The 21,453-nt window shown below is 64.5% G+C and carries 13 protein-coding genes; 7 read left to right on the top strand and 6 right to left on the bottom strand.

Going from position 1 to position 21,453, the window contains the following annotated elements:
• Positions 1 to 5: 5 nt before the first annotated feature.
• Both GE027_RS03515 and GE027_RS03510 read right to left on the bottom strand, forming a co-directional pair.
• A complete protein-coding gene (locus tag GE027_RS03515) occupies positions 6 to 3,047 on the bottom strand; it encodes a YCF48-related protein (RefSeq protein WP_153555782.1) in 3,042 nt (1,013 codons plus the stop codon).
• Positions 3,044 to 3,445 (bottom strand): fluoride efflux transporter FluC, encoded by a 402-nt coding sequence (locus tag GE027_RS03510; RefSeq protein ID WP_202617315.1) that lies wholly within the window; start codon positions 3,443 to 3,445, stop codon positions 3,044 to 3,046. Before GE027_RS03510 ends, GE027_RS03515 begins: the two co-directional genes overlap by 4 nt.
• 221 nt (positions 3,446 to 3,666) lie before the next feature.
• Here GE027_RS03510 and ilvB point away from each other — a divergent pair, with 221 nt between their 5' ends.
• Positions 3,667 to 5,442: a biosynthetic-type acetolactate synthase large subunit gene (gene ilvB / locus GE027_RS03505; protein WP_153555781.1), complete on the top strand. Its 1,776-nt coding sequence runs from the start codon at positions 3,667 to 3,669 to the stop codon at positions 5,440 to 5,442.
• A gap of 123 nt (positions 5,443 to 5,565) precedes the next feature.
• Here ilvB and GE027_RS03500 read toward each other — a convergent pair whose 3' ends face one another.
• Positions 5,566 to 6,471: an HDOD domain-containing protein gene (locus GE027_RS03500; protein WP_237607233.1), complete on the bottom strand. Its 906-nt coding sequence runs from the start codon at positions 6,469 to 6,471 to the stop codon at positions 5,566 to 5,568.
• A gap of 386 nt (positions 6,472 to 6,857) precedes the next feature.
• Between GE027_RS03500 and GE027_RS03495 the strand changes: the two genes are divergently transcribed.
• The gene (locus tag GE027_RS03495; protein ID WP_153555779.1) at positions 6,858 to 7,253 is read left to right on the top strand and encodes a hypothetical protein; all 396 of its coding nucleotides are present in this window, start codon (positions 6,858 to 6,860) and stop codon (positions 7,251 to 7,253) included.
• 115 nt (positions 7,254 to 7,368) lie between these two features.
• Here the strand turns inward: GE027_RS03495 and GE027_RS03490 are convergent, their stop codons facing one another.
• Both GE027_RS03490 and floA read right to left on the bottom strand, forming a co-directional pair.
• Entirely contained in the window at positions 7,369 to 8,253 is an 885-nt protein-coding gene (locus tag GE027_RS03490; protein WP_153555778.1) for an alpha/beta hydrolase family protein, read from the bottom strand.
• Positions 8,254 to 8,260: 7 nt separating this feature from the next.
• The gene (gene floA, locus GE027_RS03485) at positions 8,261 to 9,208 is read right to left on the bottom strand and encodes a flotillin-like protein FloA (RefSeq protein WP_390621568.1); all 948 of its coding nucleotides are present in this window, start codon (positions 9,206 to 9,208) and stop codon (positions 8,261 to 8,263) included.
• 255 nt (positions 9,209 to 9,463) lie between these two features.
• Between floA and GE027_RS03480 the strand changes: the two genes are divergently transcribed.
• From GE027_RS03480 to smc, 5 genes are all read left to right on the top strand, one after another.
• Positions 9,464 to 9,787 (top strand): hypothetical protein, encoded by a 324-nt coding sequence (locus tag GE027_RS03480; RefSeq protein ID WP_153555776.1) that lies wholly within the window; start codon positions 9,464 to 9,466, stop codon positions 9,785 to 9,787.
• A 72-nt stretch (positions 9,788 to 9,859) separates the two neighbouring features.
• Positions 9,860 to 10,945 carry a glycosyltransferase family 9 protein gene (locus GE027_RS03475; protein WP_237607231.1) on the top strand — a complete coding sequence of 362 codons (1,086 nt, stop codon included), beginning with the start codon at positions 9,860 to 9,862 and terminating at the stop codon, positions 10,943 to 10,945.
• Positions 10,946 to 11,296: 351 nt separating this feature from the next.
• Entirely contained in the window at positions 11,297 to 13,270 is a 1,974-nt protein-coding gene (locus GE027_RS03470; RefSeq protein ID WP_153555775.1) for a hypothetical protein, read from the top strand.
• A gap of 116 nt (positions 13,271 to 13,386) precedes the next feature.
• A complete protein-coding gene (locus tag GE027_RS03465; protein WP_153555774.1) occupies positions 13,387 to 14,325 on the top strand; it encodes a DNA integrity scanning protein DisA nucleotide-binding domain protein in 939 nt (312 codons plus the stop codon).
• Between the two features lie 204 nt (positions 14,326 to 14,529).
• Entirely contained in the window at positions 14,530 to 18,126 is a 3,597-nt protein-coding gene (smc, locus tag GE027_RS03460; RefSeq protein WP_153555773.1) for a chromosome segregation protein SMC, read from the top strand.
• A 1,097-nt stretch (positions 18,127 to 19,223) separates the two neighbouring features.
• Here the strand turns inward: smc and GE027_RS03455 are convergent.
• A complete protein-coding gene (locus tag GE027_RS03455) occupies positions 19,224 to 21,452 on the bottom strand; it encodes an ABC transporter permease subunit/CPBP intramembrane protease (RefSeq protein WP_315852904.1) in 2,229 nt (742 codons plus the stop codon).
• Position 21,453 lies beyond the last annotated feature (1 nt).

Below are 21,453 nucleotides of genomic sequence, written 5' to 3'. Positions count from 1 at the left end.
CCCGGCTATTCAAACCGAAAGGCTTGCCAGCGGGGGCCGTCGGGCAATCTCGCTTGCCACGGATCGGCTCCTTCGTCGCACAGGCCTACACTGATTTTCCAGTGGCTGCCCACGACCGGCGGCAGGGGCGAAAGGTCGCTGCGGCGAATGGCGGCTTCGACCGTCCAGCGTCCTTCGTGTTGATCGGTATCGACGTACCACAGCGGTTGCCAGCCGGTGAAGCCGTCGCAGCTGTCACGCGTTCGGCCCTCGCGATCGACTTCGAGACCGAAGGCCGTCAACAGATCTCCGTCGGTATCGATCTTGATGACCAATCGTGCCGCGTGATCGAGATCGGCGTCGCGGCTTCGCTGGGCATCAGCGGCGACCGGGCTGCGGTCAGGGTGCCTGCTGCGATCCGGCGTGGTGGTCCGGGCGGCCAAGGGGGCGGTGCCGGTGGCCGAGACGTACAGGTGCTGGCCGTCGTAGGCCAGGCGCACCTGGTACCCGTCGGCGGTTGTCCAGACCGCGGCGCCGGCCCAGCAGGCATCGTTTAGACGGCCGTCCAGATAGGGACGCTCCGTGACGCGGGGCACCGCCAGACTGGAGGTGTCGTCGGGAGCCAGCAATTCGCCCCAGCGACGGGTCGCGGGGTTGGTCAGCAGTTGTTTGACTTGACCGCCGTGGTTGCCTTGACCGCGTAGCGGTTGCAGGCTCGCTGCCGAATTCGACGAACCACCTCGGCGGAGCAGGTCTTGCAGCACGACGCGGGGATCGAAGTCCCAGGCCAGGTCCAGGCCATCGCGTGGGGCGGGCGGACGGATCGCGGCGACGGCGTGCTGAGGCGAGTAGTCCGGCGTGAGCACCAGATCGCCAACGGCCGAAGCCTGTCGGATTTGCGAGCGATCTTCCTGAGCAAACGGCGACAACTGGACGCGTTGGGCGGGAGTCGGCTCCGGCACACCGCGGTGGGTCGTGGCTCGCTGCAGCAGGTCCCATTCGTCACTGTTTTCGATGGCTCGGCTCCGCAGACGAGCCCACTGCCCCAGCGGCGTTTCGTCCAGCTGCTCGACGATCACCCGCAGCGTCTGGAGGTACAGGTCGGGCTGATCGCTGTGGCGACACTGCTCGAGGACGTGGCGAGCCAGTCGCAACCGGTTTTCGCGGGGCGTTTGCCGCAGCGTCAAGCGAAACCGCTGGAGGTAGGATCCGCCGCGATTTCCATCGGCCATCATCCGGGCGACCATCTTTTCTTCGCCGCCGCGGGCTTGCAGGATTTGCAGGGCGTGCCGGCTGGGCGCGGTGTCGATAGAACGTGTCTCGGCCGGCGACGCAGCCAACAATCCGTCCAGCGGATCGTTGATCGCCTGGCCGATCGGCGTCATCGCGTCGTAGGTGCGGCGGTAATAGCGGTCGGCAACCTGAGGACGGGACGTCTGCAGGAGCGCCGCGGCGTCGCGCTGTAGATCCGACAGCAAGGCCCCGGTTCGAGGCAACAGGGCGGCCCCGTGCAACGTCCATTCACTGTAACCCTTGGCGGTCGGTTCCAGCACCCGCTGGACGCCGGCTTGCGAGGCCAGCTGCAACCACTGCCGGCGATGATTGGCGTCGATCTGGGCGCTGAGCACCAGGACGCGCGGCCGGTAGGTCTGAAGCGCCGCATGGATTTGCCGGGCGTCGGCGCGGCCGGTTTGCGTTTCCGTTTGCCACCAACAGGTTTCGCCGCCGCCCAGATTGCAGGCCAATTGATGCAGCAGACTGGACGGTTCGGGCCGGAGTGGATCGAGGTCTGCTTCGCTGGGGCTGCGCACGACAGCCACGGCGATGCGTCGTCCTCGTTCCAGGCCTTCCTGCGCGACCACCGACCAGGGCACGTCGGCGGTGTGCTGTCCCACCACCAACAGGGCGGCCCGGTGGTCGCCGCCCCGCTGCACCCGCCACGTCTGACCGCCGTCGCGGGTCGCTAGAATGGTTCCAAAGGCGCCCACGGCCCAGCCCCGTTGGGCGTCGAAGAAGTGCAGGCAACGCAGCGGCGCATGGACCGGCGCAGCGACGTCGTCGACCTTTCCTCCAGCGTCGATGCTGCGAATGGTGTTGCCCGGTCCGCCGGCCACCACGCAGTGCCGGTCGACCGCGGTGACGGCCAACCAGCAGGCATCTTCGGCGGCCGCTGCGGCGGTGACGCGGCGAGTCCAGCGCCGTCCGCCATCGTGGCTTTCGTACACCGTCCCCAAGGCGTTGACGGCCAGACGCTCTGGGCCATCGCCGACCAGGTCGGCCAGCAAGGCGTCGGCGAGGACGGCTCGGGCCCCATCCAGCGGCGAATTCAGATGGTGCAGCGATCCGGAAGCATCCAGAACGGATAGCGAGCCTTCGGGCGAGCCCACCACTTTCAGGCATCGCCGGACATCCGGCGCGTTGGCTCCCATCCAGGTCTTGCCGCCATCATCGCTGGCGAACACCGCCGACATGTGCACCGTCGAGTAGTCGCCGCCGGCGACCAACGATCCATCGGCGGAGGCACGAATCGATCGCAGCAGCGGCAGGTCCGTGTCCAGCCGTTGCCAGGTTCGCCCACCATCGGCGGTCAACAGGATCACGCCGCGACTGGTCTGGGTGTCGCTGCTGTAGTAACCGCCGACGGCCAAGCCGTGCCGGGCGTTCACAAAGGTTACGTCGTACAGGGTTGCCAGGGTCGGCGTGTGCTGGCGGTGCCAGGTATCGCCGCCGGACTGCGTCGCCAGGATCACGCCGCGATCGCCCACGGCCCAGCCGCGGTCGGCATCGATGAACGTCACGGCCCGCAGTGTCGCGTCGGCCCTTAACCACTTGCGAGCACCATAGGGAGCCAAACCGTGCTCGGGCTGTTGGCCGGTCAAATCCTGCGCGGCCGCTCGGTTCCCGCTTCCGAGGCCTGGGTCCGCCACCGGCAGCCACCCCAACAGCAGCGCCGCCAGCGTGGCGGCAAAGACGGAGGAGCAGCGGGCAGGCGAGCGGCGGAGATCCAGCCGGGTCTTCGTCCGGCTCGCCGGGAGTATCCGGCTCGCCGGGGGGTGTTGAGCGGTCATGCAGCGAACTCGCGGACAAGATAGGTGCCAAGCCAAAAGGCGGCGAAGCCGACCAACAGGTGAGCCGACAGGTGCAGCAGCAGCATCCCGGTGCGACCCTCCCCGCCCACGGCCCAAGCTTCGGCGGCAAAGGTAGAGAAAGTGGTCAGGCTGCCCAATAGTCCGACGCGCAGCAGTAACTGCGACCGCTGGCCAAACGAGACCGCCTCCAACTGGACCCACTGGCCCAGCATGCCGATCGCAAGGCAGCCCAGCACGTTGGCGACCAACGTCCCCAGCATCGCTCGCGAACCCCACAAAGGCGGTAGGGCCAGCGTCAATCCGTGCCGCAGCATCGCTCCGCATGCCCCACCGAGGGCGACGGCGGCAAAGTCGGCCAGAAAACCCAGTCGCGGCATCAACAGCTCGAAGATTTCGGGGTCGGGGGGTGAACCTGCTCCATAATCCCCGCATCCTAGAGCTAGACGGGGAAATTCGGCAACGTCGGTTCTGATTGACCATTGCCTAATCGCACCCTGGGTTTTAGATTCGTTGTTGAAAACCTCGCCGGGGCCGCTCGAAGACGCACCGGCGAACCAAGATCACTATGCATGCCCCCCGATAGAACGGATTTCCTGCAATGAGTACTGCTAACGCCGCCGCTGATACACAGCTGATGACTGGAGCTGACATCCTGGTCAAGTCGCTGGTCGATCACGGCGTCGACGTGCTGTTTGCTTATCCGGGCGGGTGCAGCATGCCCATGCACCAAGCCCTGACCCGCTACGGCGATTCGTTGCGAACGATCCTGCCGCGACACGAACAAGGCGGGGCTTTCGCCGCCCAGGGCTACGCTCGCAGCACCGGCAAAGTCGGCGTGGTGATGGCGACCAGCGGCCCCGGGGCAACCAACTTGGTGACCGCGATCGCCGATGCCAAACTGGACAGCATCCCCATGGTGTGCATCACCGGTCAGGTTCCCACCGGCGCGATCGGCAGCGATGCGTTTCAGGAAACGCCGATGGTCGAGGTCTGCCGGGGGATCACCAAGCATCATTACTTGGTGACCGATGTCGAAGACCTGCCACGAATCATGAAGGAAGCCTTCCACATCGCTGCGACGGGCCGTCCCGGACCGGTGTTGGTGGACATGCCCAAGGACGTCCAACTGGCCACCGTGGCGGTCGACTGGGAGGTGCCCATGAATCTGCCGGGGTACAACCCCGAGCCCCAGCCGGTGGCCGCCGAAAAGGTCAAGCAGATCGCGGCGGCCATCCGTCGAGCGCGGCGTCCGATCATCTACGCCGGCGGTGGGATCATCAACGGCGAAGCCAGCGAAGAGCTGCGTGAATTGGTCAACAAGACCGGCATCCCGATCACTACCACCGTGATGGGCCTGGGGGCGTTTCCGGCCACCGAAGAACTGTCCATGGACATGCTGGGCATGCACGGGGCCGCCTATGCCAATTACGCCGTCCGCGACTGTGACCTGTTGATCGCTCTGGGCGTCCGCTTTGACGACCGCGTCACCGGCAAACTGGAAGCCTTTGCCAAAGACGCCAAAATCATCCACGTCGACATCGACTCGACCGAGCTGAACAAGAACAAGTCGGCGCACATTCCGGTCTGCGGCGATGTCAAAGACGTCCTGACCGAATTGAACAAAGTGGTCGAGGCGCCCGAGGACCTGGCGCCGTGGGTCCAGCACTGTATGGAGCTGAAGGCCAAGTACCCGCTGCGTTACGACAAGCAGTTCGATGGCATCCTCCAGCAGCATGCGATCAGCGAGTTGTGCGATCTGACCCGCACGATGGATACCTACATCACCGTGGGCGTCGGCCAGCACCAGATGTGGGCCGCCCAGTTCTACAAGTTCACCAAGCCACGCACCTGGCTGAGCAGTAGCGGGCTGGGCACGATGGGCTTCGGCCTGCCGGCGGCCATGGGCGTTCAAGCGGCCAACCCCGGCGCTTTGGTCGTCGATATCGACGGCGACGGTAGCTTCCAGATGAACATCCAAGAACTGGCCACCTGCTTCTGCGAGGAATTGCCCGTGAAGGTGCTGTTGTTAAACAACCAACACCTGGGCATGGTGGTGCAGTGGGAAGACCGCTTCATGGAACGCAACCGCGCCCATACCTACCTGGGGCCGATCCATCACGACGAAGCCAGCGGTAAGAGTGCGGCCGACAAGTTCGCCTATGCCGAAGAACGCTATCCGGACTTCGTCGCGATCGCCAAAGGCTACGGCTGCGGAGCCTCGACGATTCGCCGCAAAGCCGACCTGCGAGACGCGCTGACCGAGATGATCGAGCACAAAGGGCCGTATCTGTTGGACGTCCAGGTTCCCTACCAGGAACACGTCCTGCCGATGATCCCCGGCGGCTTGACCGTCGACGACATGATTCTGGAATAGCAGTGTCGCCTTTCGCTCCGCGAAAGATAGTAGTGTCGCCTTTCGCTCCGCGAAAGATAGTAGCTCGGCTGTCCCCAGCCGAGCAGCTTTTCTTCTCGGCTGGGACAGCCGAGCAGCTTTGGCTTAGGCCTGGTCTTCTTTCCAGGCGGACATCAGCGTCCGCTTGGGCACGGGCAGCTTGAGCAGGGGCGCGAAGTCGGACGTTTTCTCGTCGACTTCCTCGAGCAGTGCCGGAAGGTCGACGCTGGTCCCGGAGATCAAGCGTTCGAAGCCGGCGACGAACAGTGCGCGTTCCTCCCAGGTGGCGTCGACGCAACTGGGCAGCAGCGAAGCCAACGCGACGCAGGCACCGCCGACGGCCGGTGTGCCTTGATCCAGCAGGGCGTCCAGGTGGGTGTGGTCGCGGATCAGATCCACAAACTCCGTCGGCAGGCTCCACTTCTGAGCCAGATGGGCGGCGGCATCGGCGTGGTCCCAACCAAAGGCTTCGCGTTCCAGTCCGCTCAACCGGCGTCCTTCGGCCGCTCGCCGCTGAACCAGGTCTTGATACTGCTCGGGCATCTCCTTCAGCAGCAACGGAATCGCCATGTCCTGCAGCAGTGCGCCGGCGAACAGGTCTTCGGCATTGGGCAACCGCAATTGCTTGCCCAGTCCGCGGGCGAACAGGGCGCGGCGGAGCGAGTCCTGCCACAAACCCTTCAGATCAAAGGGGCCGAATTTGGGGTTGGGGATGACGCTGAACACCGCGTTCCAGAGTGCAAAGTTGGCGATCGCGCGGGTGCCGACCAAGGTCAACGCTTGCTGCACGCTGCCGATCTCGCGGCTGAATCCAAAGTACGATGAGTTGACGAATTTCAGGACCTGGCCCATCAGGCCGGGGTCCGCTTCGATCGGACGAGCGAACTCAACCGGGCCGGCTTGCGGGTCCTGAGACAGTTGCAGCAGCGCAATCGCGCTTTGAGGCAGGGCAGGCAGTTGGCCGGCGCTGAGCAGTTTTTCCAGATCTTCGGTGGCGGTGACAGTCGACATGTCGCTTAGTCCGTATAGCGCAAGGTTCATTCGAACGCATCCCCGTCGGTCGCGCGGCGATGCGGAAAAGATGACACTTTGGAACCCTAGCTCACGATCGTGGCCTGCGAGCGAAGAAAGTTTGCCGGCGGCAAAGTCCTGCTCAGCCCCCGTTGCCTTTACGCAACCGCGGTCGCTTTGGGGCATCACGGCGGTGTCGCTGCAAAACCACATCCGACCCCGCTGGGTCTCCCGAAAGTCGATCTAAGTGGCCTCGCGACAAGGTGTTAGCGATTCCCGCGGCACACTCGGCACGGTGCCTGCATCTCTGTTCATCCGTTTCATCCGGCAACCCGGCGTCCCGGACGTCGTCGCCGGCGATTGCGGTTTTGAACGGAGGGTAAAGTGTGGTTTGGGTTGCGTGTCGGATCGTTGGACGAACGCCCGTCCTGGCAGTGCTGTTGATGGTCGTCGCATGCTCGGCCCCTACCGATGCGTACGCTTCGGTCGACGCGTCTGATTCAGGCGACACCGCGGTCGCGGAGGAGCGCGTCGCTCAGGTTCCGCCGGTGGGCTGGCGACGGACCGTGCGGGGCTGGGAGCGTTTGGATTCCGATCCCGGCTGGGCGATCAACCAATGGATTCAGCACCAGCAAGCCGAAGAGTCGACAAGCCGGTTGCTGCGCCTGGTCCGGCCGCTGGGCCGCCTCCATCCGGTCGCGCTGGCCGCCGGCTTGCTCTGCGTCGCCTGCCTCTTGGCCGCCCTGTCCCGGTCGCCCGAACCCGCTCGGTTGGATCCGTAGCTGAACTCGCCAGCGTTTGGACGAAGGAGTGTAGCCTTCAGGCGATTCGTTTTTGCGCGGTCCGGTTGGCTAAAGCCTAGACTCCAGCGCTTCCTCCAAAGTCTGGCGACTTCAGCTACGCGGAACCTGTGACGGCATGCCGGCGGACGAATGCGGCGATCGCGTCGGCGACGTAGATCCAGTCGGCGTCGTTGGTGGTCAGTAGATGATCGGCGCCGTCGAGCGACAGCAGGCTGACCGAGGCCGGATTCGGACCCTGCGTGGCCAGCTGCATGATTCGCAGCGCCTGGTCGAATCCCACGGTCGTATCTTGAGGGCTGTGACACAGCAGCAGCGGCAGGGCGAGCCCGGCGATGCGGTCGGGCAGTTGATGTTGACGGAAGTCGCGGAGCATCTGGAGGGTGATCGTCCAGGGCAGGCCCCCGATGCGGACCGTGCCCTGCCCGGCCGATTCGATTTCCGGGTTCATCCGCAGCATCAATTGGGCCAGGTGCTGCGTATCGGCCGGGGCGGCCAAGCCGACGACGCCGCGCAAGTGCCCGAGTGCCGCATCGGTTTCGGGCGCCGCAGCGGTTTCGGGCGCCGCAGCGGTTTCGGGCGCCGCAGCGACGGCCAAGGAAGCGGCCCCTCCGAAACTGTGTCCGACCAACACGTCCGGCGGCCGCAGGTGTTCGGCGGCGTATCGGGCGGCCGCCCGCAGGTCGGCCAGGTTGGTCGTAAAGTTGGTTTGCGAGAAGTCGCCGTCGCTGCCGCCCAGGCCGGTCATATCGTATCGCAACACGGCGATGCCGCCTTCGGCCAACCGGCGGCTGATCCGCACGATCGCTTTGAGATCTTTGTTGCAGGTGAAGCAGTGGGAAAACAGCACCAACGGAGCTTCGGGATCGTCCCGGACGGCGTCGACGATGCCGGCCAATTCGAAGCCGTTACCGCCGGGAAACCGAACTCGGCGGCTGGTCCGACGCGACACGCCCGCCGCCCCTGCTTGAGAGCTTCCCATCGCTTGTTCAGACCTCATCGGAAGCCTGTTCACGCAGATTCACCCGGCCGGCTCGGAATGCATCGGCCATCGCCTTGGGCACTTCGGCCTCGGCCAACACCAGTTGGGCTCGGTTCGCGGCCACCTTGGCTTTCTGGTCCTGTTCTTCGGCCACCGCTTCGGCGCGGCGGCGTTCGGCCTGAGCTCGAGCCACACGCGTATCGGCTTCGGCCTGATCCGACTGCAGGCGAGCCCCGATGTTTTCGCCGATGTCGATGTCGGCGATGTCGATCGACACGATCTCGAAGGCGGTCTGGGCGTCCAGGCCGCGTTTGAGCACGGCGCGGGTGATCATGTCGGGATTCTCGAGGACTTCGAAGTGCGACGAGGTCGACCCGATCGAGCTTATGATCGATTCACCGACCCTGGCGATGATCGTCTCCTCGGTCGCTCCGCCGATCAATTGAGCCAGATTGGTTCGCACCGTCACGCGGGCCCGCACCCGAAGCTCTATTCCGTTTTTGGTGATCGCGCTCAGCGTGGTCTTGCCGCTGCGACGCGGATCCGGACAGTCGATCACCTTGGGATAGACGCTGGTCTGCACGGCGTCCAGCACGTCGCGACCGGCCAGGTCGATCGCCGCGGCCTGGTCGAAATCCAGTTCGATGCTGGCTCGGTGCGCGGCAATGATCGCGTGGATGACGTTCATCACGTTGCCGTTGGCCAGGTAGTGCGATTCCAGTCGCTGGGTGCTGATGCCCGAACGTCGATTGATGTCCATCCCGGCCTGGGCGGCCATGATCTTGGCCTGCACGATCACGTTCGGATTCACCTTCGTAAAGTGCATACGGATCAAGCTGGTCAGGCTGACGTCCGCCCGCGACATGTAAGCTTGAAACCACAGCTTGCCGTAGCGGATGAAGAAGATGAACAGCAGGAACAGAAAGAACGCCAACAGCAGACCGCCGGCGATCATCAGAACTACGTCGACGTTGGCTGCGAACAGAGGCGTCAGGGAGGTCATGAGGTACATCTCGGCAGTGTATTTCGGCAGGGAACCACGTCGGCGGAAAGCCACCGCGGTAGCATGATAATATGGGACCACGAGGCATTCGCAAGTAACCTTTATACCCCATCGGCGGCATGCCGGTTGCAGCCGCCCAGAGAATTCAAGCATCTGGGGCCCCGTGGGCCCGCACGTCCGGGCCCCGACCGAGCGAGGAGAAGACACGTGACACAGCCATTTCGACCTGGCGACTGGGTCGTTTATCGCAAAACCAAGCGGAGCCCCGCGCCGGGGCCGCGGGCCCGGCAGGTGACCGCCTCGCCCAAAGGCGACAACTACGGCTACGTCGTGGACAAGTACTGGGTGGTTCAGGACGTCTCGCCCGAGGGCACGGTCCGTCTGCTGACCCGCCGCGGCAAACAGCACGAATTGGCGAGTGACGATCCGGCGCTTCGCAAAGCCGGCCCCTGGGTGCGGTTCTGGCAACGCGAACGTTATCAGCAGATTGAAAGGCAACACGGCTCCACGCAAAGTTCTCTTTCTGGCTGAGAGTGGATTTGGTACAGCAGCATCTGTGTTGGACCGCCGTTTCGAACGTTCCTCCCGATGCCAAGTTGCCAGATGCCTGCTGCCACGACCAAAACCCCCACGCACCCGTCCCGCGCGTCTTCCGCTTCCGGTGACGACCGAGATCCGCGAATCTTGATTTCGCGGATGAGCGCGATCGGGGATACGATTCTGACGTTACCCGTGGCCGCGGCCCTCCGCGATGCCTATCCGGACGCCTATATCGCTTGGGTGGTGGAAAAGAAATCGGCGGCCATGGTGCGCAATCACCCCTGGCTGGACGAGGTCGTTGAACTCCAACGCGGCTGGTTCACTTCGCCTCGTGGCGTCCTGGCGGCTCGCCGGCGCCTGCGCAGCTTGCGCGTCGACACGGCGATCGATTGCCAAGGAAACACCAAAAGCGCTCTGGCGTGCTGGCTCAGCGGCGCCCGCCGCCGCGTCGGCCATGCCGGATACCACGGTTCGGAACTGAGCGGTCTGTTCAACAACGTCCTGGTGCCGCCCGGCAAGCCCCATCTGACCGATCGCTCGTTGGGCCTGTTGGAACCGCTGGCAATCAAACAACCGCACGTCGCCTGGCACCTGCCCATTCCCGACGAAGCCCAGCGGTGGGCCGAAACCTGGCGACGCCAATACCCGGCTCGCTTGGCCGTGCTGAACCCCGGCGCCAGTTGGGATTCCAAACTGTGGGAAATGGACCGGTTCGGCGCGGTCGCCAGCTACCTGGAAACCACCTATCAAATGCCCAGCGTGGTGATCTGGGGCAGTGACAAGGAACGTCGCTGGGCCGAGGAGATTGTGGAGCTGTCCGGCGGCAGCGCCGTCTTGGCTCCCGATACGAATCTGTTGCACCTGGCCGCCCTGCTGGGCTCTGCCCAGTTGTTCATCAGCGGCGACAGCGGTCCGATGCACATGGCCGTAGCGATGGAAACGCCCACGATCGGTCTGCACGGGGCGACGCGCGCGGTGGATTCGGGACCCTATGGTTCGCAGCACATCGCCGTCCAGCGGGCCTTCCACAATGGCAACCGTCGCGAGCGTCGAGCAGCCGAGAACACGGCGATGCGAGCGATCAGCGTCGAAGACGTCTGCCACGCCGCCGACAAACTGATCTCCCGCTCGGCCGCCGCCGCGGCTTAGCCGCCCGGCCCTTAGCAGGACTCTCCGAGTCGTGCCCCTTCTGTGGCATAGGCTTCCAGCCTGTGAATCCAACGTCTGGCGACTTCAGCTACGGGGGCTGGTCCGCTTCTCGCCGCCACCACTCCCCCCATCGGCGCTGATCCCCGGGTCCCTATTTTTCCCAGCTCTCGGCCGCCGGGCTGTCTTGCCCATTTGCCGCGACGGATTGGCGAACTCTTTCTCGCAGAGGCTGGACTGTACAGCGGTACGTTCCGATAGAAGTAGCTGTGGCTGAGGTATGCCTTCAGGGGCACCCTCTCGCGCGTTTTGCATTGATTGCGACCACCCAGGCAACCAGAGAGCCGCCAGCTTATGCTCCGCTATCGGAAAGTTTCTTTCGCCAAGCGAATCGTCGTCGCTTCGACGTTTTTGACCCTGCCCGCGATCGCTTCTGCCGAGAAGCCCGCAGCGCTGACGGAGGTTGCTGAGCCGCAGCTGAAACTGCTGGAACCCACCAATGGCCGGCCGTTGGCGGCCCCGGCAAAATCCCGCGAGCGAGAAACGTCCCGCGAACGAGAAACATCGCGCGAGCGAGCGTCGCGCGAGGGGACGGAACCGGGTGATGCGCCGCGCGTGTCGGCGCGCCCCGCCGGACCGCTCACCGATGGTTGGGTCGCCCGCCAAGGTGATCTTCCGCCGGCTCCGCTGCGCGACCCGGTCTCGGTCGCCCGGCCACCGGCCAAGACCCTGGGACTCCGGCCCGCGCCTGAGAGTCGTAGTCGTGCGTCGGGCGAAGGCTCGCCACATGACGCTGCCGAGGATCTTTCTCAGGCGCTGGAAGGATTGATTCCCGTGCCCCGAATGCAGGCGGTGCCGGACGATCCGGCGTCGGCCCTGAATACTCGCTCGCCCCAGGCCGGTTCCTCCCCGGATACAGACGGCGCCTCGGCGAACCCCTCCGGGCCCGTGATTCCGGTGCGGCGGCCCGACCTGATGCGCTCCGTCGACCCTTCGGAAGCGGCTCCCGCGAAGGATGTCCCCGCGAAGGACGCTCCCGCGACGGATGACCCGTCGGCGGTCGACGAGTCCCGCTCGGAGGCACCCCGAGGGGAACGTACCGCGAGACTGCGCGAGTACTTCCGTCCCTCGCCGACGTCGCCGGATGCGGGCGATGCGGAACCGCTGCCGCTGCTCGAAGCACCCGGGCAAGCGACCGAGTCTGCGGACGCTCGTTCCTCCGGCGACCAAGCCGATCAGCGGTATGTTGGCGATTTGGATCCCTCCGAAGCCACCGCTTCGACTCGCACTCGTTCGATCGGCGACGAAGTCCAGCCTCCGCGGCCGGAAGTTTCCGCCGCGGTTCGCCGCCTGCAAGGACCGCTGGAATCGGTCCTGCGGTATCACTACCAGCGGCCCGAAAATGCCCAGCAACGCAGCTCCTGGGGCATGTTGCATTCGATCATGGTCTATGGCGTCGAGACGCAGGTCCTGAACGGACGCAAGCGGTTCAATGCGGTGGCCTGGATGGCCGGCAATAATATCTGCCGCGGCAAACGCATCTTCAGCGTCGATCGCGCCGGAATTGCCCCGCGCTCGGGCGTCGGACTGCAGGGGCACCAAGGCCAGTTTCTGGCGATCTTTGGTTTGATCGGCGTTCCCGAATCGTATCCGTTGTACGTCGGCAAGCAGCGTTTTTCGGTGGCCGACCTGGTCGCTCGAGAGCAGGCCGATTGCCGGCCGGGCGTGGAGCTGACGTTTACCCTGATCGGTCTGGCCCACTACCTGGACACCGACGCCAGCTGGACCTCCAGCGATGGCCAACACTGGGATTTCGAACGCTTGATCCAGGAAGAATTGAGCCAGCAAGTGATCGGCGCCGCCTGCGGGGGGACGCATCGCTTGATGGGCCTCAGCCACGCCCTGCGGATTCGCCGCCAGCAGGGTTTGCCGATCACCGGCCAGTGGGCCCGGGCCGATCGTTTCATCAACGACTTCGTCGACTACGCCTGGAAACTGCAGAACCCCGACGGATCGATGAGCACCGAATGGTTTGAAGGCCGCGGCAATCGCAACGATGTCGATCGCAAGATTCAGACCACCGGGCACATCGTCGAATGGTTGATCGGGGTGTTGCCCGATGACCAGTTGCAGGACCCGCGAATGGTTCGCGCCGTGGGCTTCCTGGCCAGTACCATGGCGCGGCACCGCGGCAAGGAATGGGAGATCGGTCCCAAGGGGCACGCCCTGCGGTCGTTGGCGCTGTATCACCAGCGAGTGATCAGCGACACGCCGCCGTGGCGAGCGATGGCGGTGGCGAACCGGCAGAGCGGCGGCCACGCGCGCTAGCGCCGCGCGGGCCCGGGTGCCCACAATTGCCGGCTCCGGGATTGCAAGGTAAAGTTTTTGCGTCGTCCTTTTGCGACGTGAGAACTTTCGCCTTCCCCCGATCCCGTGTAGCGAAGATGGCAACGCAACGTCTGACCAAACACAACGCCGCCATGGTCCGACTGGGCGTCCATACGGCCGAAACGCTCGGCGCCGACGCCCTGTTGTTGTTGCTCGACGGGGCCACCGACTGGAAGCGGGTTCGAGACACGGCCGATTCCAAGCTGACGTTGATCGTCGCAGTGGATTCAGAAAGCGACCTCGAGGGCGCAGCCGAGGCCGGCCTGAAACCGCTGGCCCTGAACAAGGAAAAAGCGCCCCTGCTGGAACGGCTGCAGCACGCCCTGTTGGAAGCGGCTGCGGACGAATTAATTCGTCCCAACGGCGAAGTCGTAACCGTCTACAGCGGTTTCCAACAGGGCCGCTTCGATTCGATCAGCCACATGCAGCTGGACGAACGGATGCGGCGGTTGAGTGTCCGCGACCTGCAGCGGCTGGAGAGCAGCGTGCCGCTGAAGACGCTCAAGGCCGTCGTCGACCTGGCCGTTCAGATCGGTCGCGAAGGCCGCGAGGGCAAGCCCGTCGGGGCGATGTTCGTCGTCGGCGACACCCGCCGTGTGATCGAACACGCCAAGGACAGCGGCGCCGATCCCTTCCGCGGTTACAACAAAAAACACCGCAACCTGATGGATCCCCGGGTCTCGGAGGATGCCAAAGAAATCTCCCAACTCGACGGCGCCTTCGTCATCACGCCCGACGGCTTCATCGAACGCAGCCGGCAGATGCTGGAAGTCGCCCACGAGGACCTGCAGATGTCCAAAGGCCTGGGGGCGCGGCACTGGGCCGGGGCGGCGATCACCCGCAAGACCAAAGCCGTCTCGGTGGTCGTCAGTCAATCGACCGGAACCGTACGCCTGTATCAAAACGGCGACCTGGTGATGCGGATTGAACCCATGGACAAGGCTGTCAAATGGCAGGAATTCAACTACGATCCGCCCCCGACCGGTGCTGAATAAGGCGACCCCTCGCACCGGGTTTTACTCTATTCCGGCTTGGCGCAATAAGTTAGGCTTTAGGGAAGCATCCGCCTGGGTGCTCGCCCCCTTTCGGAGTGGCACGGTTTGGTCTTTCCGGCCATGCTTGGTCTTCCTGGCCGTCCTGACCCGTCGGTTTGGTCAGGCCCCCCCTCCTGTCTCCTTTGCGTTGCGTCCGCCGCTGGCATGCTGAAAGCTCTCGAACTCGCCGGCTTCAAAAGCTTTGCCGACCGCACTCGGTTCGATTTTCCCGACGGGATCACCGTCGTGGTCGGACCCAACGGTTCGGGCAAGAGCAATATCGTCGATGCGATCAAATGGGTGCTGGGTTCGCAGAGTGCCAAGAGCCTGCGTGGCAAGGAAATGGCGGACGTCATTTTCAAGGGCTCGCAGAGTCGCGGACCGGCTGGGTCGGCCGAAGCGACGATCATCTTTGACAACAGCGATGGCAACCTGCCGATCGAGGCTCCCGAGGTGCACGTCACCCGCCGCGTCTTTCGCAGCGGCGAAGGCGAGTACCTGATCAACGGCCAGTCCTGCCGCCTGAAAGATATTAAATCTCTGATCGCCGGTACCGGGATCGGGATCGATGCCTACAGCTTGATCGAACAGGGCAAAGTCGATCGCATGCTGCAGGCCAATGCCAAAGACCGCCGGATCATCTTTGAAGAAGCCGCGGGGATCAGTCGCTTTAAAGCCAAGAAGGTCGAAGCGGAACGGCGACTCGCTCGCGTTGACCAGAACCTGGTCCGCCTGGGCGATATCGTCGACGAAGTGGCCAGCCGGCTGCAGAGTTTGAAATCCCAGGCGTCCAAGGCCGAACGCTATCGCCAGGCGTCCGAGCGGCTGCGGCAATTGCGTACCGAACTGGCCTGGACCGATTGGTCGGAGATGTCCGAGCAACTGAGCCGAGCCGAAACGGAACTGGCGGAGGTGACCGGCCAGGCCGCCGATCAACAGGCCCGGCGTGACCAGATCGCTCAGCAGCGACAGCAGTTCGAGGTCGCGCTGCAGGACCTGGCCGAACGGGCTCGCAGTGTCGAAGCGACCCGCAGCGAAATCAGTCGCGAGATCGCGGGCGTGGCCGGTCGTCGCGACGCCGATGCGGTTTCGCTTGCCGAACTGGAACAGACGCTGGCCAAGAGCCGCCGGCGGGTGCGTCTGCTGCAATCCCAAGCCGGTTCGGCCGCCGCCGAATTCCGCGGTCTGCGAAGCCGGCTGGCGGTGTACGAACAAGAGCACGCCGATGCCGCCGCGGCGGTCGATGCGGCCGAGACGGTTCGCAGCGAGGCCGCCGAGCAAACCGAACAGACGCGGCAACAACGCGCCGAGCTGCAGGCCCAGCACCTCGCGGCGCTGCGCACCGTGGCCGATCTGGAAGGCCAAGCCCAGCGTCTGGAACAACAGCTCAGCCAGTCGGCCAGGGCCGGCGAGAGTCTGGCTGCCCGCCAACAGTCCGGCCGCCAGGCGGTCCGCGACGCCCAGGCAGAACTAAAGACGCGGCGTCAGACCCTGCATCAATTGAACACGGCGATCGCGGCGTCCGAAAAGCAGATTGAACTGACGCTGGCGGAGCTGAACGAGAAACGCCGCTTGCTGTCGCGACGCCGTGAAGAGATCGCGGCCCTGCGAGTGCGTCTGCAGGGACTCAGCGAGCGACAGAAAGTGCTCCAGGATCTGCAGAAGCGACAAGAGGGCGTCCACGTGGGCGTGCGTTCGCTGCTGGACCAGGTCCGCACCGGCGGCAGCGATGTGCTCCGCGACGTACAGGGAATCGTCGCCGATCATTTGGAAACCGACCCCGAGGTGGCGCCGTTGATCGACGCCACGCTGGGACCGCTGGCCCAGTACGCGATCGTTCGCGGCGACCGCGTCCAACAGGCGATCCTGTCGGGACAGATCGAAGTCACCGGCCGCGTCGGCCTGCTGCGGATCGACGAGCTGCCGCCGCGTCGGCCCGGCGACAAGATTCGGCTGGACGGCCTCGGCGGCGTGCTGGGACGGGCCGATCGAATGGTCCGCACCGAACCGCCTTTCGAACCGCTGATCCGTCACCTGCTGGGAACGACCTGGATCGTCGATACCTTGCAAACCGCCCTGGGCCTGCGAAAGCTCAGCGGGGCCGGCCTGCGATTTGTGACCAGCAACTGCGAACTGTTGGACCGCGATGGTTCGATCATCGTCGGGCCCGCGACCGCCGCAGCCGGCCTGGTCAGCCGCCACAGCGAACTGGCCGCGACGGCCAAAGACATCCAGCACTACCAGTATCAATTGACCGAGGCCAGCGAAGAAGCCGAGCGTCTGAACGGGCGCGTCGACCAACAGGCGGCCGAGGTCGGACGTGTCGAGGATGCGCACCGCGAATCGATCACACGCCGGGCCGCGGCCGACGCCAGTTTGCGGCACGCCGAAGAACGGCTTCACGCCCAAGCCGCCAGCCTCGCCGAGATCGAAGCCGAGATCCAGGCCACCACGCGGTCGCACGAGGAAGCGGCCGGGCGCAAGCAGCACATCGAACAACAACTGGCCGATTGCCGCCAACGAATCGGCTCGCTGGAAAGCGAGGCCGCCGCCAGCGACCGGCGGCTGGAAGCCAAAGAAAGTGAATTGCGGGCCGCGACCGATCACGTTATGGCCCTGTCGGTCGACGTCGCTCGCGCCGAACAAAAGGTCGAAGCCCTGACGGCGACGCTCGAGCAACAGCGTCGCGATCAATCGCAGCGTGAAGCGGCGGTCGAAGAGGTCCGCGTCCAGCTGCGCAGCGACGACGCCCGCCGCGATCAACTGCGACTGAAACAGCTGCAAGCCGGCGACACGCTGTCGCGCGAGTACCTGCGACTGGAAGAAACCGAACGGCAGATGAAGTCGTTGGCCGCCGAAGCGTCCGAGGTGCGCGCCAGCCAGCGGCAGTTGCAACGCGACCTCGATGCCGCCAGCGAAGCGGCCAACAAGGCCTCCCAGCAGCTGCATGCCCTGACCAGCCGCCGCGATACGGTCAAGTTGAAGCGAGAGACTTTGGCGGACCGGCTGTTGGAAGACTATGAGATCGATCTTCGCGGGGGAGAGCCGCCCGAGGATCACCAGCCGCCCGAGGACCGTGCCGCGGCCGAAGCAGAGATCACCCGCCTGCGTGAACAGCTGCAGCGGGTCGGTTCGGTCAACATGGAAGCCCTGGACGAGTTGGAAGGCCTGCAGCAACGCTACGACGAGCTGCACGGCCAGTACCAGGACCTCACGGCCGCCAAGGATTCGCTGCAGCGCGTGATCCAGCGCATCAACACCGACAGCCGGCGATTGTTCATGGATACGCTCGAAGCGATCCGCCAGAACTTCCAGCGGCTGTACCGCAAGTCCTTCGGCGGCGGGCAGGCCGACCTGATCCTCGAAGAGTCCGACGATCCCCTGGAAGCCGGCGTGGAGATCGTCGCCACGCCGCCGGGCAAACCGTCCTTCTCAAACTCCTTGCTATCCGGGGGCGAAAAGGCGCTCACGGCCGTGGCGTTATTGATGTCGATCTTCCAGTATCGCCCCAGTCCGTTTTGTGTGCTGGACGAAGTCGACGCACCGTTCGACGAAGCCAACATCGGCCGCTTTGTGACCGTGCTGAAAGAGTTCCTGGATCAGTCCAAGTTCGTGGTCGTCACGCACAGCAAGAAAACCATGACCGCCGCGACGACGCTGTACGGCGTGACGATGCAGGAGTCGGGCGTCAGCAAGCGAGTCTCGGTCCGCTTCGAAGACGTCAACGAAAAAGGCGAAATCAAAAACACCGACGCGGCATAAGTTTAAGGCCCGCGGTGCCCACATCAGCCGCAGGGCGCTAGCCCACGGTTTCCACATCGGCCGCAGGGCACTAGCCCACGGTTTCCACATCAGCCGCAGGGCGCTAGCCCACGGTTCCGTTCCTTTTCGCCCTCCGACGTCACTAGCCCGAAGGGCGGCACAGCCCCTGCCGGGGACGTGAGTCCCCGGGTCCGGGCCATCAAAACACTCGTAGCCCGAAGGGCGGCACAGATGCAGACCGGCTGTGCCGCCCCTCCGGGGCTTTGGTTTGTTTGGGGTGACGCGACCCGACGGTTGACACCGCCGGCAGGGGCTATGCCGCCCTTCGGGCTGGTTCTGCGGTCGCGGCGATTGTTGCGGCGTGGTTTGTTTGGTGCCGCTGCATGTCCAACCTAACTTGCTTGTGAACAAGTCTGCTCCTAGTCCGAAGGACGGCACAGCCCTTGCCGGGGACGTGAGTCCCCGGGTCCGGGCCATCAAAACACTCTTAGCCCGAAGGGTGGCACAGGTGCAGACCGGCTGTGCCGGCCCTCCGGGGCTTTGGTTTGTTTGGGGGGGGCGCGACCCGGCGGTTGACACGGCCGGCAAGGGCTATGCCGCCCTGCGGGCTGGTTCTGCGGTCGGGGTGATTGTTGCGGCATGGTCTGTTTGGAGCCGCTGCATGTGCAACCTAACTTGCTTGTCGACAAGCCTGCTCCTAGTCCGAAGGACGGCACAGCCCTTGCCGGGGCAGCAAAACACTCTTAGCCCGAAGGGCGGCACAGATGCAGACCGGCTGTGTCGCCCCTCCGGGGCTTTGGTTTGTTTGGGGTGGCGTGACCCGGCGGTTGACCGGTCTGTCGAATTATTGAGCCGTTTAGGCGATAGCCTCGGTTTCGTCACCGCAAAACCGGGGCTATCGCCCAAACGGCTCACATAAGCAACGCGTTTTCGGATTAACCGACAGGCCGTGACACGGCCGGCAAGGGCTATGCCGCCCTGCGGGCTGGTTCTGCGGTCGCGGTGAATGTTGCGGCGTGGTCTGTTTGGAGCCGCTGCGGTCTCATTGGAGTCGTCCTGCGGGCTGGTTCTGCGATCGCGGTGAATGTTGCGCTTTCCTACAACTGCCCCGACAATACCGGCTGCAAGCCGGGGTCGGCCAGGCGGTTGGGTTGGACTTCCAGTTCCGCGGCGTCTTCGTCGGCCGTGGACTGCAGGGTATAGAAATACGTCAAGCAGGCGAACGCCAGCCCCGATGCCATCAGCACCCACATCGGCTGGTAACTCGCACTGCCGTCGGCGGCGACGGTGATCAGGAGATCCGACCCCGGCAGGTTCATCTGGGGAATCCGCGCCATCGAAACCGACAGGGCGTTGTTGGTGAAGTGAATCAACAGGCAGGGGATCACGCTGCCGCTGCGAAGCGCGACCCAGCCCAGCATCAATCCCATTACCGTGGCGGCCAGCGACTGCTGCAACAGGCCGTGGGAGGCACCGAACAGGACGGCCGTAACGACCACGGCTCGCATCCGTCCGCCGCCGCGAACCAGCCCGCTGAACATGAATCCGCGGAAGGCCAGTTCTTCGCACACCGCCGGAACGAGCGCCAACAGCAGCACCACGTTCCACAGCGGAGCCGACGCGATCATCTCGCTCATCGGTTTCAGCGCCGCCTGAGTCTGCTCGCTGATCGGATAGATGTCGCTGATCCAGTGCCCCAGCGTGACGTAGGAGGGATGCAGACTGACGCCCAGCAACACGGCCACCGGCAGCGAGGCCAGCGGCGGCATCCGGAACCGAAACGTTTGCCTCAAGGAGGTCGTCAGGATGATCGCCATCAACAGCGCGGGAGCCAGGATCAGTCCGATCTGCGGCGTGAGGATCAAACGCGTCAACGCGCCCAGACCGCTGGGCATTTCGCTGACCATCAATTTGCCGAAGAACAATCCGACCAGGATGATCGCCCCGCAGGCGAAGGCTTGAACCGGCGTGGGCACCGCCTGGCGGTCTCGCCACAGATGCCGCATCCAGGACCGCAGTTCCCATTGTTCGCCGCCGCCAAACAGGACCGCTTCGTCTTCGAACTGGCGCTGGGCCCAGCGTGTGGCCAGCCACAGGCAACCAAACGTCACGCCGGCGACCATCGGAAAATGCATCAGGGCCGCCACGTACTGGGCTTCGACCAGAGCCCGCACCAACAGGAACATGCCCGAGACGGGGATCAGTGCCGTGCCGACGTTCAACCCCATTCCGGGCATCATCGGCAACAGCACCAGCGGCAGCGACAGCATCATCAGGGGCATCAGGTAGTACTGCCCTTCTTTGCTGCTGCGAGCCATCGCGGCGACGGCCAGCGCCAGGGCGCTGAACAGGGCCGACAACGGCAACAGGGCCAACAGCAACCACAGCATCGCGGTGACCGGGGGCGGTCCGAAACTGGCGTCGCCGATGCCCAGTCCCATCTGCCGAAAGATGAACGTGCTGGTCACCATCATGCTGAACACGTTCAACAGGGCGGTCAGTGTGCTGAACGTGGTCACTGCACCCAGCTTGCCCCACACGATCTCGCTGCGCAGCGCCGGGCTGCACAATAAGGTTTCCAAGGTGCCGCGTTCTTTCTCGCCGGCGACCAGGTCGATGGCCGGATAGAACGCGCCGGTCATCGCCCAGATCAGCATCACAAACGGCAACAGTTTGCTCCACAACATCGACCGCCCGCCGGCGGTTTTGGTCGCGGTTTTTTCGACCTCGAACGGCTGCAATACGGCGCGATCGATACCGCGGTCGTCCAGCGAATCGCCGACGATGTCATCACGCCACTGGCCCAGGACCGAGTACAGCCGATCGCTGGCAATTCCCGCGGCATCGGAGCGAGGGTTGACCACGATCCGCAGACCGTGGATCCCGGCCGGGGTGCCGTCGCGAGCCTGATTTTGCCGAAGGGAAAACTCCGGCGGCACCAGCAGAACCGCGTCGTAGTCCTCGCGGTTGACGAATGCCTGAGCGATTGAGGGAACGTCGCCGTCGCGGGCCAACTGTTGCCACTGATGAAACTCAAACGTGGCATTGCCCTGCGTCGCTTCGTAAGCCTCGGCCAGCGTTTCGCCATCGGCCAGAGCGGGCCGGGCCGGAAGGTGTTCCACGCCCACCACGCCGATCCGCGGAGCGTGTTGTTGCGTGAACTGGGCGATCTGCAGCAGCAGCGTGCCGACCAACGGATACAGCACCATCGGCAGCACGACGATTGTAAAGATCGTGCGGCGATCGCGCAGCTGATCCCGCATTTCGCGAAGATAGATCATCGCGACCGTACGTGGTCGCGGGCGATTATGTTCCGAACCTCGCACC

The organism is Roseimaritima sediminicola (assembly GCF_009618275.1).
GTDB lineage: Bacteria > Planctomycetota > Planctomycetia > Pirellulales > Pirellulaceae > Roseimaritima > Roseimaritima sediminicola.
Note: the sequence above shows the minus strand (reverse complement) of the source record. Positions and strands in the feature narration are given on the sequence as shown.

Bases quoted from the DNA above. Each gene is read 5' to 3' on its own strand.
- GE027_RS03510 (WP_202617315.1), bottom strand. From the start codon at position 3,445: ATGCCGCGACTGGGTTTTCTGGCCGACTTTGCCGCCGTCGCCCTCGGT.
- GE027_RS03515 (WP_153555782.1), bottom strand. From the start codon at position 3,047: ATGACCGCTCAACACCCCCCGGCGAGCCGGATACTCCCGGCGAGCCGG.
- smc (WP_153555773.1), top strand. From the start codon at position 14,530: ATGCTGAAAGCTCTCGAACTCGCCGGCTTCAAAAGCTTTGCCGACCGC.
- GE027_RS03475 (WP_237607231.1), top strand. From the start codon at position 9,860: ATGCCTGCTGCCACGACCAAAACCCCCACGCACCCGTCCCGCGCGTCT.
- GE027_RS03470 (WP_153555775.1), top strand. From the start codon at position 11,297: ATGCTCCGCTATCGGAAAGTTTCTTTCGCCAAGCGAATCGTCGTCGCT.
- GE027_RS03465 (WP_153555774.1), top strand. From the start codon at position 13,387: ATGGCAACGCAACGTCTGACCAAACACAACGCCGCCATGGTCCGACTG.
- floA (WP_390621568.1), bottom strand. From the start codon at position 9,208: ATGATCGCCGGCGGTCTGCTGTTGGCGTTCTTTCTGTTCCTGCTGTTC.
- GE027_RS03490 (WP_153555778.1), bottom strand. From the start codon at position 8,253: ATGGGAAGCTCTCAAGCAGGGGCGGCGGGCGTGTCGCGTCGGACCAGC.
- GE027_RS03500 (WP_237607233.1), bottom strand. From the start codon at position 6,471: ATGTCGACTGTCACCGCCACCGAAGATCTGGAAAAACTGCTCAGCGCC.
- ilvB (WP_153555781.1), top strand. From the start codon at position 3,667: ATGAGTACTGCTAACGCCGCCGCTGATACACAGCTGATGACTGGAGCT.